The 13,989-nt window shown below is 60.6% G+C and carries 17 protein-coding genes; 11 read left to right on the top strand and 6 right to left on the bottom strand.

Features of this window, described 5'->3' with window-relative positions; all coding sequences use genetic code 11:
• Nucleotides 1-8: 8 nt before the first annotated feature.
• From pcsA to NWI_RS17915, 4 genes are all read left to right on the top strand, one after another.
• On the top strand, nucleotides 9-743 hold the full coding sequence (pcsA, locus tag NWI_RS07840) for a phosphatidylcholine synthase (protein WP_011314773.1): 735 nt from the start codon (nucleotides 9-11) through the stop codon (nucleotides 741-743).
• Entirely contained in the window at nucleotides 740-1,465 is a 726-nt protein-coding gene (locus tag NWI_RS07835) for a TerC family protein (protein ID WP_011314772.1), read from the top strand. The genes pcsA and NWI_RS07835 overlap by 4 nt, the downstream gene beginning before the upstream one ends.
• A gap of 85 nt (nucleotides 1,466-1,550) precedes the next feature.
• Nucleotides 1,551-2,525 (top strand): quinone oxidoreductase family protein, encoded by a 975-nt coding sequence (locus NWI_RS07830; protein ID WP_011314771.1) that lies wholly within the window; start codon nucleotides 1,551-1,553, stop codon nucleotides 2,523-2,525.
• Between the two features lie 175 nt (nucleotides 2,526-2,700).
• The gene (locus NWI_RS17915; protein WP_187148027.1) at nucleotides 2,701-2,853 is read left to right on the top strand and encodes a hypothetical protein; all 153 of its coding nucleotides are present in this window, start codon (nucleotides 2,701-2,703) and stop codon (nucleotides 2,851-2,853) included.
• A 7-nt stretch (nucleotides 2,854-2,860) separates the two neighbouring features.
• Here the strand turns inward: NWI_RS17915 and NWI_RS07825 are convergent, their stop codons facing one another.
• From NWI_RS07825 to pxpB, 3 genes are all read right to left on the bottom strand, one after another.
• Entirely contained in the window at nucleotides 2,861-3,628 is a 768-nt protein-coding gene (locus NWI_RS07825) for a 5-oxoprolinase subunit PxpA (protein WP_011314770.1), read from the bottom strand.
• Nucleotides 3,629-3,689: 61 nt separating this feature from the next.
• Nucleotides 3,690-4,709 (bottom strand): biotin-dependent carboxyltransferase family protein, encoded by a 1,020-nt coding sequence (locus NWI_RS07820; RefSeq protein ID WP_011314769.1) that lies wholly within the window; start codon nucleotides 4,707-4,709, stop codon nucleotides 3,690-3,692.
• Nucleotides 4,706-5,440 carry a 5-oxoprolinase subunit PxpB gene (pxpB, locus tag NWI_RS07815; protein WP_011314768.1) on the bottom strand — a complete coding sequence of 245 codons (735 nt, stop codon included), beginning with the start codon at nucleotides 5,438-5,440 and terminating at the stop codon, nucleotides 4,706-4,708. The genes NWI_RS07820 and pxpB overlap by 4 nt, the downstream gene beginning before the upstream one ends.
• 128 nt (nucleotides 5,441-5,568) lie before the next feature.
• Here pxpB and NWI_RS07810 point away from each other — a divergent pair, with 128 nt between their 5' ends.
• Complete coding sequence (locus tag NWI_RS07810; protein ID WP_011314767.1) at nucleotides 5,569-5,979, top strand: (R)-mandelonitrile lyase; 411 nt, start codon at nucleotides 5,569-5,571, stop codon at nucleotides 5,977-5,979.
• Nucleotides 5,980-6,000: 21 nt separating this feature from the next.
• On the opposite strand, the gene NWI_RS07805 is transcribed toward NWI_RS07810, so the two are convergent.
• Nucleotides 6,001-6,792, bottom strand: coding sequence for a DUF2147 domain-containing protein (locus NWI_RS07805; protein ID WP_041344913.1), 792 nt, complete (start codon nucleotides 6,790-6,792; stop codon nucleotides 6,001-6,003).
• Nucleotides 6,793-6,968: 176 nt separating this feature from the next.
• Nucleotides 6,969-7,397: a hypothetical protein gene (locus NWI_RS07800; RefSeq protein ID WP_011314765.1), complete on the bottom strand. Its 429-nt coding sequence runs from the start codon at nucleotides 7,395-7,397 to the stop codon at nucleotides 6,969-6,971.
• Between the two features lie 876 nt (nucleotides 7,398-8,273).
• On the opposite strand from NWI_RS07800, the gene NWI_RS07795 reads away from it, so the two are divergent.
• The 6 genes from NWI_RS07795 (at nucleotide 8,274) to NWI_RS16435 (ending at nucleotide 12,259) form a co-directional block, all read left to right on the top strand.
• On the top strand, nucleotides 8,274-9,305 hold the full coding sequence (locus NWI_RS07795) for a tyrosine-type recombinase/integrase (protein WP_011314763.1): 1,032 nt from the start codon (nucleotides 8,274-8,276) through the stop codon (nucleotides 9,303-9,305).
• A complete protein-coding gene (locus NWI_RS07790) occupies nucleotides 9,302-9,898 on the top strand; it encodes a hypothetical protein (RefSeq protein ID WP_011314762.1) in 597 nt (198 codons plus the stop codon). Before NWI_RS07795 ends, NWI_RS07790 begins: the two co-directional genes overlap by 4 nt.
• A 137-nt stretch (nucleotides 9,899-10,035) precedes the next feature.
• On the top strand, nucleotides 10,036-10,314 hold the full coding sequence (locus NWI_RS18580) for an AlpA family phage regulatory protein (protein WP_081431717.1): 279 nt from the start codon (nucleotides 10,036-10,038) through the stop codon (nucleotides 10,312-10,314).
• A 186-nt stretch (nucleotides 10,315-10,500) separates the two neighbouring features.
• Complete coding sequence (locus NWI_RS07785) at nucleotides 10,501-10,689, top strand: hypothetical protein (RefSeq protein ID WP_041344911.1); 189 nt, start codon at nucleotides 10,501-10,503, stop codon at nucleotides 10,687-10,689.
• Nucleotides 10,686-10,949: a hypothetical protein gene (locus NWI_RS07780; protein ID WP_011314761.1), complete on the top strand. Its 264-nt coding sequence runs from the start codon at nucleotides 10,686-10,688 to the stop codon at nucleotides 10,947-10,949. Before NWI_RS07785 ends, NWI_RS07780 begins: the two co-directional genes overlap by 4 nt.
• Nucleotides 10,940-12,259 carry an AAA family ATPase gene (locus tag NWI_RS16435; protein WP_049750568.1) on the top strand — a complete coding sequence of 440 codons (1,320 nt, stop codon included), beginning with the start codon at nucleotides 10,940-10,942 and terminating at the stop codon, nucleotides 12,257-12,259. Before NWI_RS07780 ends, NWI_RS16435 begins: the two co-directional genes overlap by 10 nt.
• On the opposite strand, the gene NWI_RS07770 is transcribed toward NWI_RS16435, so the two are convergent.
• Nucleotides 12,204-13,555 (bottom strand): IS3 family transposase gene (locus NWI_RS07770; RefSeq protein ID WP_148203808.1). Its coding sequence is split into 2 segments (ribosomal slippage): nucleotides 12,204-13,219 and nucleotides 13,219-13,555, totalling 1,353 coding nucleotides; the frame shifts between segments, so codons are not numbered across the junction. The two genes, NWI_RS16435 and NWI_RS07770, sit on opposite strands and share 56 nt — an antisense overlap.
• Between the last annotated feature and the right edge of the window lie 434 nt (nucleotides 13,556-13,989).

Raw genomic sequence — 13,989 nt, 5'->3', positions numbered from 1 at the left:
ATGTACAAATGAGCCAACCAAGCCGGCAGGGCCCGCTACCCGGACCCGGAACGTCGCGGACCGCCGCGCTCCTGGTCCATGTTTTCACGGCGACCGGGGCCGGAATTGCGCTGCTCGCCATGCTGGAAGCCGTGCGGGAGCACTGGGCAGCCATGTTTGCCTGGCTGGGTCTGGCGCTACTCATCGATGGCCTGGACGGGCCGATGGCGCGGCGGCTGAACGTCCAGGCAGCGCAGCCAAACTGGTCCGGTGAGATACTGGACCTCGTGGTCGACTTCCTCACCTACGTATTCGTTCCGGCCTACGCCATCACCGCGAGCGGCCTGTTGCTTCCGTTCGCCGCGCCGTTGCTGGGCGTAGGCATCGTGATCAGCAGCGCGCTTTATTTCTCCGACCGCCGGATGAAGACAGACGATAACCACTTTCGTGGTTTCCCGGCGCTCTGGAACGCCGCGGCGTTCTACCTGTTTCTGCTGCGTCCATCACCGGCGGCTTCGACCCTCGCGATCGCAGCGCTTATCGTGCTGACCTTCGTCCCTCTCAAGGTTCTGCACCCGGTACGGGTGAAGCGGTTTCGCGGTTTCAATCTGTCGCTGATCGCGGTATGGGCTGCGCTTGCAATGACGACCGTTGCTCACGACTTCAATGTGGCGATGCCGGTCACGGCCGTGCTTTGCGCCATCGCATTCTACATCGTCTGCGGCGATGCCGTGATCCGTCTCCTGAGGCCAGAGAAACAATGATCGAACTGCTGACCAGCCCGGAAGCATGGGCTGCACTCGTGACGCTGACCGCGCTCGAGATCGTGTTGGGCATCGACAACGTCATTTTCCTGTCGGTGATTGTTTCGCGAATCCCGCCGAAGCAGGCGAAGCGCGCGCGCCAGGTCGGCCTCGCGCTGGCCGTGATCTTCCGCATCGCGCTGCTGACCGTGCTGGTCTGGCTGATCGGCCTGACCACGCCGGTACTGACGGTGCAGGACTTTGCCTTTTCCTGGCGCGACATCATCCTGATCGGCGGCGGCCTGTTCCTGATCGCCAAGGCCACGCATGAGATCCACGGCGAGGTGGAGGCGCGTGAACACGAGGCGGGGGAAACGCCGAAACCACGCGCGTTTCTTCTGGTCATCGTGCAGATCATCATCATCGATCTGGTGTTTTCCCTGGATTCAATCATCACGGCGATCGGCATGGCGAAAGATCTCGAGATCATGATCGCGGCCGTCATCATCGCATGTTTCGTCATGTACCTGTCGTCGGGGCCGGTGTCCCGGTTCGTCAGCGAGCACCCGACAACCAAGATGCTGGCGCTGGCGTTTCTGGTGCTGATCGGCGTCGCGCTCGTCGCGGACGGCTTCCACTTTCACATCCCGCGCGCCTACATCTACTTCGCGATGGCGTTCTCCGCGGCGGTGGAAATGTTCAACGTCCTCGCCGGGCGCAACCGCAAGAAAGCGAGCCGCTGAGCTTCCCTTGCAGCGGTTCGCTGGTTGACAACGCCGGCCCTATGGCTTTCGCTCTCCTTGGCGCACATTGCAGGGAGAGGGGACAATGACCAGGGCGGTACGCGTTCACCGGGTCGGTGGTCCCGAGGCGCTTGTCTATGAGGCCGTGGACCTAGGTACGCCGGGGCAGGGCGAGGTCCGCATCAGGCAACATGCGATCGGCCTGAATTTTATCGACGTGTACTATCGCAGCGGGCTCTACAAAACGCCGGCCGCCCCGTTCATCGTGGGCAATGAGGCCGCGGGCGAAGTCGTTTCCGTTGGACCGGGCGTCACCAATTTTCACCCCGGCGACCGCGTCGCTTATTATTTCGATCTCGGCGGTTATGCGACCGACCGCAACATCCCGGCGGACAAGCTGGTTAAACTACCCGACCACATCACCTACGAGCAGGGCGCGGTGCTGATGCTCAAGGGATTGACGGTCTGGTATCTCCTGCACAAGACCTTCAAGGTCGAGCACGGCCATCGCGTTCTGATCCATGCCGCGGCGGGCGGTATCGGGCTTCTCGCCTGCCAGTGGGCGAAGGCGCTCGGCGCGAACGTCATCGGCACCGTCGGGTCGAAGGCCAAGGCGGACCTTGCGCTGGCGAACGGCTGTGATCACGTCATCCTCTATGAGGAGGAGGACTTCGTCGCGCGCGTCAAGCAGATCAGTCGCAACGAACTATGCGACGTGGTCTATGACGGCGTCGGCAAGATGACGTTTCCGGGCTCGCTGTCCTGCCTGCGGCCGCGCGGACTGTTCGTCAGTTTCGGCAACGCGTCAGGCCGGGTGCCGCCGTTTCCATTGGTCGAGCTTTCCCATCACGGCTCGCTGTTCGCCACGCGCCCGAAGCTGAACGATTATATAGCGACGCGCGGGGAGCTTCTCGAAGGCGCCGATACGGTCTTCGCCGCCGTCATCACCGGCAGTCTGCACGTTCAGATCAATCATGCCTATGCGTTGAAGGACGCTGCGAAAGCCCAGACCGATCTCGAAAGCCGCCGGACCACAGGCGCCATCATTCTCAAGCCGTGAAGGCCGCCTCGCGCATCCGCCGCCGCGAATAGAATTTTTCGGAAGCGAGAGATAGGAGAGAATTTCTGTCCGGATATCCGGAGAATTGAAGAATCCTATCGCTATTTTCGTCACCTGTCTTGCCGCCGACCGGAACCGTCGTTCATTGTAAGGAGTATTGAGCCGGAGACCGACGATGCAACAACAATCCGACCATACTCGCATGAACGTCAGCGCCCTTGGCCTGACCGAGCAAACGGTGTTGCGGCTCCAGACCTTCGCACTCTATGGCTCGCTTTTCCTGATCGCGGCCGTGGTATTCGGCTCGCTCGGCATCCATCCGTTCTGACCGAACGCTATTTTATCAGATTAAAAGGCGCGACGGCGATGCCGTTATCCTTGAGCGCCTGGCGCAATGTACGCGCGATACGGACCGCGTCCGGCGTGTCGCCATGAATGCAGACCGTATCCATACGCATCCTGATCGGCTTGCCGGTGATTGAAACCACCTCTCCGGATTGAAGCATTGTCACGACGCGGCGAGCGATCTCATCCGCATTATGAAGCACCGCGCCCGGCTTGCGCCGCGACACCAGCGATCCGTCATCTTCATAGGCACGGTCGGCGAACACCTCATGCGCCAGCGGCAGGCCGGCGGCTTCGCCGGCCGCGACGAGACGCGAGTTCGCAGGCACCACGAAGACGAGACCGGGGTCGACGGCTTTGACCGCTGAGGCGATCGCGCGCGCGGTCATGTCGTCTTCGCAAGCGACATTAGACAGCGCCCCGTGGGCCTTCACATGCGTGACCCTGTGCCCCGCCATGGTGGCGATCGCCTGAAGCGCGCCGATCTGATACGCGACGAGGTTTTCGATTTCCCCGGAGGTAAGGCCGGCGATCGGCCGCCGCCCGAAGCCGTGCAGGTCGCGATAGCCGGGATGCGCGCCGATGTTGACGCCATGCGTTCCGGCAAGATCGACGGTCTTCCTCATCGTGTCCGCATCGCCGGCATGAAAACCGCAGGCGATGTTGACGGACGTCGCAAGCTCGATCATCGCAGCATCGCTGCCCATCGGCCAGACGCCGAAGCTTTCGCCAAGATCGCAATTGAGATCGATCGTCATGGTTCGTCCGATACGGCGGGGCGTTTAGGGTTCCAGGGGCGGCCAAGTCTGCCACATCCCGCTATGTCTGCCACGTCCCGCTATCGAATGCATTCACCGCGGTTCCGGCGATATTGGCGTTGCGCAAGGCATCGTCAATGTCGGTATTGCGCACCGCGCGCACCCGGCCGGGCAGCGTTCGCAACAGGTCGGCCATGGCGCGCGCTTCAGCCTGCGCCTCGGCGACGGTAACCGACTTGAAGCGGAAACCGCGGCCCACGGGAATTTGTGCGAAACGACCGAGATCCGCCGTCATGACGGTTGCGATCTTCGGATAGCCGCCGCTGGTGCCGCGATCCGGCATCAGGACGATCGGTTGTCCGTTGCCGGGAATCTGAATGCTGCCGTTCACGGTGCCATCGGAGACGATGTTATGGCCGTGAAGGTGTTCGATGATCGGGCCTTCGAGGCGATAGCCCATGCGATCGCTCGTCGCCGAGATTTTCCACTCGCTGCCGAGAAACAGTCCTGTAGCCTCTCCGAACTCATCGTCTTGCGGACCCATCACGATGCGGATCGGGCCGTCGTCCTGGCCGGGAAGTTCGATCCCATGTTCGGCCCCGGTGGTCGCCGCCTCCACATCGAGCACGTCGCCAGCCTGTAACGGTCGGGGAAACGGACTGCCGAGACCAGCGCGTGCAAGAACGGCCAGGCTGCCGAACATCGGTTCGCCCTTCACGCCGCCTTCGATCGCAAGGTAGCTGAAGGTGCCGTCGCGCGCCACGCCGAGTGTCAGGCTGTCGCCATCACCGAACGTGCAGGATTCGTTGAACGAAACCGGGCGGCCCGAAACATCCGCACTCCGAGCGGCACCCGTGAGCGCAACGCGTACCCTGCCTTCACGAACGGTGAAGCTCGTACTGAAGGGGCCGATTTCAATCGCAGCCGCAAAGGGGGGATTCCCGACCAGACAATTGCCGGCAGCCAGCGCGAGTCGATCCGCCGCGCCGCCTGGCGGCAACCCGTAACGCTGCGCGCCGGAGCGGCCGCCGTCCTGAACCGAGGTGACGGGCCCGACAGCGGTGACGACAAGTTTGCTCATGGCGTCACCAATTGCGCGACCCACTCGCCGTGCGCGGCGGCGCGCTCCTGTTCCGCGAACTGCTTGCCGTCGACGGCGTAAAACGTGATGGCGTCTCCGGGTTCGAGCAGAAAAACGGGATCGCGATGAAGCTGATAGGTTCGCACGGCGGTTCGTCCCAACAAACGCCAGCCGCTGGGTCCCCCAAGGCACTGGATGCCCGCCTGAAGGCCGCCGATGGAGATCATGCCGGAAGGCGTCAGTAAGCGCGGACTTTGCAGCCGCGGTATTCGCAGCGAACTGTCGAGACCGCTCAGATAAGACCAGCCCGGCGTAAATCCGATCATGGCGACACGATAATCGCCGCCGGCATGACGCGCCACAATGTCGTCAGGGGTCATGTTCAGCGTCTTCGCGACATCTTCCAGATCGATGCCGTGCTCGCCGCCATAGGCAACCGGGATTCGCCAGCGCCGGGCGCGAGTTGCCGGAGCAACGGGCAGGCGCGCGAGCGCCGACAGGCGTTCCGCGAGTTCCTCGAAACCGATCCGGACAGGATCGTAATGAACGAGCAGCGATCGATAGGTTGGCACCGTTTCCGTAACGCCCTCGATCGGTTCCTCCGCAAGCGCACGATCGAGCGCTAGCACGCGGTGGTTGGCCAGCTCATCGATGATGCGGCAGAATTCCACCGTAATGGCGGTATCGCCGCTCGGCAGCAAGCGAGGAGGGGCTAGGGACGGCGCAGCCATGACCGATGACAGGTTTCGTTCGTGACGGATGAAAGGCAACACGTTTCAAACGCCGAGTTGACATGAAGGATGTATGCAATTCCAATGAATTCTCGGTGGCGGCGCGCGCGATAACTCAGGAGGTCAGAATGGATATTCATCAGGCAGGTTCGCGGCCGGCAAAGCCTGGACCCGGCGAGTATTTTTCCGGCACGGTTTCGGTTGAGCCGATCATCGCCAGCGTGAACGCGCCTTCGCGCGTCCTCGCCGCGAGCGTCGCCTTCGAGCCGGGCGCGCGCACCGCGTGGCACACTCATCCGCTCGGCCAAACGCTGTATGTGGTTTCCGGAGTCGGGCTGGTCCAGACCGAGGGCGGGCCGATCCGCGAAATTCACCCCGGCGACACGGTATGGTTTTCACCGGGCGAGAAGCACTGGCACGGAGCCGCGCCGACGAGCGCCATGACTCACATAGCGGTGCATGAAGCCCTGAACGGAAGCGCCGTGACCTGGATGGAGCACGTCACCGACGAGGAATATGCCGGCAAGATCAGCGGCTGACGACATCGAAGCTCGACCATTTCATAAGCTCTGGTTGAGCCGGGTCCAGATTTGTCCACCGCAGAACATGCCCCCGAATGCGCAACCCTGGACGCGCAGGCGGTCCTTGCCCTTCATCGCAACGGTGGAACTGTAGGTGCTTCCGCTGTTCGGGTCGTAGATCTTTCCGCTCCACTTCGAGCCGCTCGGCTTCATATTGATCAGGATCTTCTCCTTGTTCCGGCCGCTGCGGGAATCCACGGAATATCCGCACAGATTTTTGCCGCACTCCTCGATCCGGACGCGGCCTTCCTTCTTTTCGGTTACCCACATGCCGAGAGGCCCGGCCGGTTCGGTGGCACGAGGCGATGCCTCGGGCGGTTCCGCGGCCGGTACGTTGGACGCCACCGTTTTCGTGTCCTGACTCGGGACAGGCTCCACCGGCGCCCCAGTCGAGGCGGTCGGCGTAGACACCGCTATCGAAGGCGAGGGCTGTTGCGCGGGGGTAGGCGCTGTTGCCGCGGGAGCCGGGGCAGAAGCCGTAGCAGATGCTTGCGCGGGCGCTGGTGGCGGCGCGCTCGGGGAAGAGGCGGCAGGGGCCTGAACGGAGCCTGCCTGAGGGACATCAGAGTCACCGGAATCGGCGTCGTCAAACCGTTTGCGTTTCGAGTTGTACAGGCCAGGGATCGAGATCGAGATGCAGGACGGGGAGTCGCATCCGCGCGAGGCATGGATCCGCACGGTGTGTCCACCGATCTCAAATGAAAAATTCTCACCGGCCTGGGCGGTCGAGAGGGTGAGCAACAAGGCGGCGGCGACACCGAGCGCTTTCATGGGATCCACTCCGGTTCGGAAATTCATCTCCGACCTTAGCCATGCGGAGGCTTCCGGAATGTGATCTAAATCACTCTCGACGCATCCACTCTCGGCGCATCGGGTCGAAGCCGGTCACCTTCCCGAGGCAGGCGTCGGGCTCCGAGAAGGGAAAGGCCTGTCCTTCAACCAGCCAGCTATTCGCCAGCGCTCTGACCGGTTTCGCCGCCCGCCATCTCGCTTCGTAAAGCTTCAAAGCGCTCGCGGGCGTCGCGCTCGCGGTCATCGACGAACTTGATCGCGGCTTCTTTCGTCATCGGACCGCTGACGAGAGGGTAGGAGCTTTCCCCGATCGTTTCATCGACAAAGTAATCGCCGTTGTCGCCGCGCCGTGTGCTCCACTTGAACCGGACAGCGGTGAGGGGACCGGGACCATACCTGGTGTAGGTTTCGGCCTGCTTCGAATCCGGAGAGTCAGGGATGACCGTCGCCGTTTCGGATACTGCTTGTTCTGCCGGTTCAGGCTCGGGCGCGGCGTCCGCATCCCCTTCGGCCGATACATCCGGCTTGTCGATGAAACTCGCAATCGCCGCGAGAGCGTGGTCGGTCGGGTCGTTTTCGCTCACCTGCCTGTCCCCGTGTTGAGCCGGGGACGGCACGGACGCCAGTTACAACGCGTCCGTCCCCATACGCATCGAAGCGCATGTATCCGGGCGCAAATGGGCGGTTTTTTGTCGATCCGGAAACACTTTTCCGCAAGAGGATAAACTCGGATATATCATGCACATAAAGCATCTTTAACTGAAATCACTCGAAGGAACGGGGCATTTTCGCGCCGGCCATCACGAACGCGGATGCCCGCGCGCGCTCAATCCCCTTTCGCGATCTCTTTAGGCGTCTCATCCTCTTCCCGGATTTCTTCCCGGATCGGAGGGTGAGATCGTACGTAGCGATAGCTGGCATAAAAGAGCACACCGCAGCCGATGATCGCGCCAAACATCAAGAGGGGCATATGTTCTTGCCTCCAACAGCAACAAAGCAAACTTGCTCATCGCAAGATCCTGCGCCGTTACCCGCAACGGTAAATCGCGGACAACAGCAAAGACAATATTGGCGCTCGCACGCTCCGGCGCGAGATGCCGAACCAAATAATTTTGGCGCGACAGGGGAGGGCTCTATCGAATTCTCCGGTGGCGCGGGCTTTCAGTCACCAGAGTCTTTCACCGCTTCATGGAAACGGTGAAAGACTCTGCCTTTATGTTTTGACGCGTTTTTTTTCACGCGAACCGGATTCATCTTCGCTCGAAAACGCCCTATTGAACCCGCGCAGCGTGGCTTCCGTCCAAGGGAGGCAGGCCGGTCAAGGACTGCTGAATCCTTTGGAGGAACGAAGATGATCAGACGTAATCTCGTGACAGGAGTGCTCCTGATTTTCGCTACGGCGGCGTCGGCGCAGCCGATGACCAAGCCCGACCCCGGTTGCCCAGGCAAAGCGCCTTCTAGTGATCGACGGGCTTGACCCGATCGAAGATCGCAACGCCCGCAAGCTGGCGTTTGTTGCCGAACGGGAAACCCAGAAGGCCAACGCCACGACATTCCGGCAGTGCGCGGAAGCCTACATCAAGGCGCATCAAGCCGGCTGGAAAAGCGCCAAGCACGGCAGCCAATGGGCGGCAACGCTGGAGAGGTACGCTTATCCCGTCATCGGCAATGTCCCGGTGGCGCTGGTCGACCGCAACCACATCATGAAAATCCTTGAGCCGATTTGGACGACTAAGACAGAGACGGCGAGCCGCGTTCGCGGTCGGATTGAGAAGGTGCTGGACCGGGCAAGGGCGATCGGACTCCGCGAGGCCGAGAACCCGGCCCGGTGGGTTGGGCACTTGGATCAGTTGTTGCCGAAGAAATCGCAGGTCGCTCCGGTGGAGCATTTCGCTGCGCTTCCCTACAAGCAACTGCCTGCCTTCATGGCGAAACTGCGCAAGCGCGACGGGATCAGCGCGCGGGCTCTTGAGTTTACGATCCTAAACGTCACCCGCACCGCAAATACAATCGGCGCGAAGTGGGAGCAGATTAACGAGTCCGAACAGACTTGGACGATTCCAGGCGAGTTGATGAAGGGCCAAAAGGGCAGGCGGCGGCCGGATCACGTCATCCCTTTGTCTGATCGTGCGTTGTCGATCTTGCAGGACCTTCCCCGCGAAGGCTCATTCATCTTTCCCGGCGCTAGGGGTGAAGGGCTCAGCAACATGGCCATGGCCGAAACGCTTAAGGAAATGGGCTACAGCGGCGACGTGGCAACGGTTCACGGCTTCCGGTCGACGTTTAAGGATTGGGCGTCTGAGCAGACTTCCTATGCCAACGAGCTAACGGAAATGGCGATGGCGCATATCGTCTCCAGCAAGACCGAGCGCGCCTATCGTCGCGGCGATCAGCGAGAGAAGCGCGTTCGGCTCATGGCTGATTGGGCAGGCTACTGTGAGAGCAAGGCGACTGGCGGTGACAACGTGGTGGCGATAGGGGCGGGGCGATGACGGCTGATGTGCGGCTAATGTCGCTTTTGGGCGCATTACGAAATTTCAACGACTACATCACCGCCAGCGGACGCCTAAGCGCGGAGTCACTAGCAAACCAGATTAGAATAGAGCGCATTCTTGCTGACAAGGTGATGTTCAATATGGGCTGGTACGCCGCGAGGGAGATTGCAGGCGATCTTAAGGGCGCGGCAGCCACCGAGGCCGTGCTCCCATTGCTTTTTAAGGCTGCCGAGCTGGCCAACAGCCTAGCTGATGCGACTGAGCGATGCGAGGCCCTCGACGCGAAACTAGCTGAGCTAAACCGGCCGGGCCGCAAGAAGGGGTCATATGAGAAATGGCACTTTGATCCGGGTTATTCCGTAGTCGTCGCCATGATTGAGACGAGGCCGGAAAAGAGGCAGTCGGATCATGTGCGATGGGCCGTCAAAAATGGATGGCTGGACAAAAGCATTCCCGACAAGACGCACATTCGCAGGATTGGACTAATCCAGCGGCGACAAGAGGCTGAAAGGGCGGCGCAACTAGCCTCATTGGGTGCCAACGTGATCCCATTCAAATCCAATCGGAATCCACAAAAACGAGCCAAATAATTTTTGTGCCATTTGCTTGCTACGAAATCGTGCGCCGCAGTTGTTGTGGTGCCATTTCGATTCAGTACGTAATCCGGTCGGCATAACTAGGTACCCGCGTTCTTAAGGATGGTCCTGAGAACGCAGGAGGCACCTAGATGAAGCCAGAGCTTCTAGCGTCTGCGGCGGCACCTGCTCCTACTCAGCAGTCACGGCCCGCACCGTCTGTACTACGCAAGGCAATTCGCCGCCCCCGCGTCTTGGACGCCACGGGTTGGTCTGTCCCCACTCTTTACCGAAAAATGAAGGAGAAGGCTTTCCCACAAAGCCACCGGCTCGACCCGAACGGACAGGCCGTCGTTTGGTGGGAGGATGAAGTTGCAGCTTGGCAGCGCGGCGAGTGGAAACCCATGGAGGTCACCGCCGATGCAGCCTGAAAAGAAAAACCCCGCGCTGGGGGCACGAGGCTTTCCGAATATTGATCTGCTGGGTAGCGGGATCAGTTCGGAAGATAGCCGTTCAGTTCGTTCGCTTCAAGTAGCATCATTGACCCGTCGCTGCGCGATCAGCGCCGTGATGGCTGCGGTGGTTGCTCCTCTCGTGTTCGGGGAGGGCTGCAGGTGATGGAACGCATCAAACCAATCTTCTGCCAAATCGACACGATCGGCAGCACGGTCTCAGCCCCGCACAATGAATATTCCATCGGTGAAATGAAGATGGTGGCGAACGCTCTTCGCAAAGCCGAGGAAGCAATCGAAACGGAAATCCGGTGGCGCGTTTCGAATAACCTCGACATGGGGGGCGCTGCATGAAGGTGCTTCCTTTCAAGAGACCTTCCGCGAAGGAAAAATATCGCCCGGACCCTGCTAACGGCGAGGTCTACGCAACCGAGTTTTTCGAATGCAGTTACATCGACGGCAACGAAGTGCAGACGCCAGCCGGTTTTGCCGTCGTTCATGAATCGAAATCGGGCGGCAGTGCCGGCATTCAGCGCGGCTTTGAAACTATGGAAGCTGCGAAAATTGCTGCCGTTGCGGAAGCGGTTAGGCTCAACGCGGTGCTATGCGCATGACGCTCAATTTCACCACTCGGGAAATTGCGCTTGCGCTAGGCGGCGAAATTTCCGGCAGAGCAGTATTGGCTCCAGGACCGAACCACTCGACTAAGGACCGGTCACTTAGCATCAAAGTTGACCCGACTGCGCCCGACGGCTTCGTCGTGCACAGCTTTGCGGGTGATAATCCAATCACCTGCAAGGACTATGTGAGAGACAAGCTAGGGCTTCGCTGGGAGCCTCAGAAAAAGAACGGCGTTGATCCGATTAGGCGGATGCAGGAGCGCGTATCCACACCGCCGGCCGAGTACGTCTACCGACTCGAGGACGGCACGCCCTACCTGCGGGTTAAGCGCACTTCCGAAAAGCAGTTCTATCAGTCCCATTGGAACGGTCAGGCGTGGGTGAACGGTGCCCCTAAGGGGCTGAAGGTCCCATACCGTCTTCCTGAAATGGTTCAGGCGGCGCGCGATGGAGTGATGGATATAATGATTGTCGAGGGCGAGAAAGACGCCGACAATCTGGCGGCGCTCGGTTGCATCGCTACGACAAACTCAGCTGGCGCGGAGAAATTCGCGCCAGAGCTTGCCAAGTGGTTCAAGGACCGGAACGTGTACGTCCTGCCCGACAATGACGAGGCGGGCGAGCGGCACGCAAAGCAGGTTGTCGAGACGCTGCAAAAAGTCGCGCGATCAGTCCGAGTGGTGCGGCTGCCGGGCCTCCCTGACAAAGGCGACGTTTCGGACTGGATCGAGGCAGGCGGGACCGCAGACGAGCTTGCCGATCTGCTTCGCGATGCACCGGCTGCCGAAGGCCCCGCTTCGCGCTTCAAGTTTGAGACATTCTCCGATCTCAAGACGTTGCCGCCCGCCGAATACTTGATGGACGGCTGGATTCCAGAACGTAGCGTCGGTCTGCTCTATGGGCGCTGGGGCAGTGGCAAATCCTTTCTCGGTTTCGACTGGTGCCTTCACCTTGCATTCGGACTGCCAGATTGGCACGGCGCTAAACTCCCGGGCGTGCCAACAGATGTTTTGATCATCGCTCGTGAGGGTCACGCCGGGTTCGTGAAGCGCGTCAACGCCTTCATGCAGTATCGCGGCATCAGCGAAGACCCGCAAAAGCTTGTCTTCATGCGATCGTCCATTTCGTTCCTGGACGATGCCGCCTTTGCTGCTCTCAAAGACGACATCAAAGCATGTCCGTCGTCAGATGAATTGAGACTGTTCCGGGGTCACGGGAACGGAGGTTCTGGCTCATCTGGGTTTGAGGTTAGGCGGCCTGCAGGTGATGCTGCAAGCGTCTTTGGTGGATGGTCTGGCGTTTGATCCTTTCGCGTTCGGTGAGGATGGTCTGCCCGCGGCCGAAGTAGACGTCAGCGGGCGTGAGATTATCGATGCTCTCGTGATAGCGGCCGTGATTGTAGTGCTCGACGAAGGCCGCGACCTGCCGTTCAAGGTCGCCGGGCAGATAGTAGTTTTCCAGCAGGATGCGGTTCTTCAGGGTCTGATGCCAGCGCTCGATCTTGCCCTGCGTCTGGGGATGATACGGCGCGCCGCGAACGTGTTTCATGCCCTTGCCGTCGAGCCAGGTAGCGAGTTCGGCCGAGATGTATGAGGCGCCGTTGTCGCTCAACAGCCTCGGCCGATGCGCGACCGCGATCTGGTCGAGCCCCGATGCCGCCAGAGCCAGATCGAGCGTGGCGGTGACGTCATCCGCCCGCATCGTGGCGCAGAGCTTCCAGGCGACGATGAAGCGGGAGAAGTCGTCGAGCACGGTCGAGAGATAATACCAGCCCCAACCCGTGATCTTCAGGTAGGTGAAGTCGGTTTGCCAGAGCTGGTTGGGCGCTGTCGTCTTGTCCTTGAACTCAGACGCCGCCTTGATGACGATATAGGCTGGGCTGGTGATGAGATCATGAGCCTTCAGCAGCCGATATACCGACGCCTCCGAGACAAAGTAGCGCTTCTCGTCGGTGAAGCGCACCGCCAGCTCGCGCGGGCTCAGCTCCGTTTCGCGCAGCGCCAGCTCGACGATCTCGGCCCGGATTGGGTCAGGAATCCGGTTCCAGACACGATCCGGCCGCGAGCGATGATCGGCCAGAGCCTCGATCCCACCGGTGAGATAGCGATCGTACCAGCGATAGAACGTGGCGCGCGGGATGCCGAGCTTGTCCAGGGTTCGCCGTGCCGGCAGATGCGAGGCCTCGACCAGGCGAATGATCTCGGCCTTTTCGGATGCAGGATACCTCATGTGTCGTCCTCCCCATCCGCGAGCATGCTTTTTTTCAGCAGGCGGTTTTCCAGGGTGAGATCGGCCACGGCCTCCTTCAGGGCCTGCGCCTCACGGCGCAGCTCTTTCACCTCGTCCGACGTCGCGGCGCGGGCCGTGTCACCAGCGAGACGGCGCTTGCCGGCGTCGAGGAACTCCTTCGACCAGCCGTAATACATCGACGAGGCGATCCCCTCGCGCCGACACAGCTCGGCGATGCTCTCCTCGCCGCGCACGCCTTCCAGCACGATGCGGATCTTCTCTTCAGCCGAGAACTGCCGGCGCGTTGCCCGGCGGATGTCCTTCACGACCTGCTCTGCCGGTGCTTTCTCCGGCCCGGATTTCTGTCTCATCTGCGCTCCAAATTGGCTGCGATGATCCAGAAATCCTCCCTTCCCGAAAACTCCTAAACTGTCTCAAGAGCCCTGACGGCGGACACGATCGATATTCGCGGCGGCATCGCTTTAAATAGGTCGCGATTTATCACTGTTTGCCTTGTCGCACATTGTTGCAGAAGCCGGCGTTGACGCGCTGCCGCCGCTCTTGTGGTACCAAATTCATCAAGCAAATGCTTAGCGATCAGAAGAAAAACGATAACCGCACTGGCCCAACCGGCCCTCTGAGGCGAGACTTCCCCTTTTACCAGCCAATCGCTCCAATACGGGGTTAAGGCAATCGCGACGATGAGTCCGAGGCGAGCGACTGTTCGCACAAATCCCGGCAGCGTGAAGGTTATGCCAAGAGCTCGGGGAAGGGCATGATGGTAACCGCGAAAGACAAATCTCTT

Source organism: Nitrobacter winogradskyi Nb-255 (assembly GCF_000012725.1).
Taxonomy (GTDB): Bacteria; Pseudomonadota; Alphaproteobacteria; order Rhizobiales; family Xanthobacteraceae; genus Nitrobacter; species Nitrobacter winogradskyi.
Note: the sequence above shows the minus strand (reverse complement) of the source record. Positions and strands in the feature narration are given on the sequence as shown.